The organism is Acidiphilium sp. PM (genome assembly GCF_000219295.1).
Lineage (GTDB): Bacteria > Pseudomonadota > Alphaproteobacteria > Acetobacterales > Acetobacteraceae > Acidiphilium > Acidiphilium multivorum.
The window spans coordinates 1-820 of the sequence record NZ_AFPR01000125.1 but is presented as its reverse complement, the minus strand read 5'-3'; the positions used below and the strand labels follow the sequence as shown (position 1 = coordinate 820).

At 74.1% G+C, this 820-nt stretch carries 2 protein-coding genes; both read left to right on the top strand.

What is annotated here, in order from left to right; translation table 11 throughout:
• The coding region (gene pdeM / locus APM_RS06430; protein ID WP_007422542.1) for a ligase-associated DNA damage response endonuclease PdeM at window positions 1-594 on the top strand (594 nt) is incomplete at its 5' end.
• Window positions 594-820, top strand: a 227-nt coding sequence (locus APM_RS06425) for a deoxyribodipyrimidine photo-lyase (protein WP_007422541.1), incomplete at its 3' end; no start/stop codon positions are given. The genes pdeM and APM_RS06425, both read left to right, overlap by 1 nt.

Genomic DNA, 820 nt, shown 5'->3' with positions numbered 1-820 from the left:
GACCGGCGCGCCCTGATCGTCGCCGACCTGCATCTCGAAAAGGCCTCGTCGATCGCCGCGCGCGGCGGGCTGCTGCCGCCCTATGACAGCCGGGCGACGCTCGATCGGCTCGCGCTGCTGCTGCGCCGCTACGCGCCGGAGCGGGTGATCGCGCTCGGCGACAGTTTCCACGACGAGGCCGGCCGCGCCCGCCTGCCGGCGGAGGAGGCTTCGCTTCTCGCGCGGATGGAGGCGGCGCATCGCTTCCTCTGGATCGAGGGCAATCACGACGCGGGCACCGGGCTTGCGGAACACGCGGAGGCGGGGGCCGTGTTCCGCCATGTGGCGGGGCCGGTCGCCGCCGGGCAGGTCGAGTTCTCCGGCCATTTCCATCCGAAGGCGCGGATCGCGACGCGGGCCGCTTCGGTGGCGCGGCCGTGTTTCGTGGCCGATGCCCATCGCGTGCTGCTGCCGGCCTTCGGCGCCTATGCCGGCGGGCTGGAGGTGACTTCGCCGCCGATCCGCGCGCTGTTCCCGCGCGGCGGGCAGGTGTTCCTGCTCGGGCGCGAGCGGGTCTATGCCTTTCCCCTCGCCCATGCCGGAAAGGCCGCGTGATGGCGACGACGCTGCTCTGGCTGCGCAACGACCTGCGCCTGGCCGACAACCCCGCCCTCGCCGCCGCGATCGAGGAGGGAAACGTGCTGCCGGTCTTCGTGCTCGATCCGGCGGCGGAGACGGGCGGGGCGTCGCGCTGGTGGCTGCACCATTCGCTCGCCGCGCTTGAGGCCGATTTCGCCGCGCGCGGCGGGCGGCTGGTGCTGCGGCGGGGCGATGCGGCGGC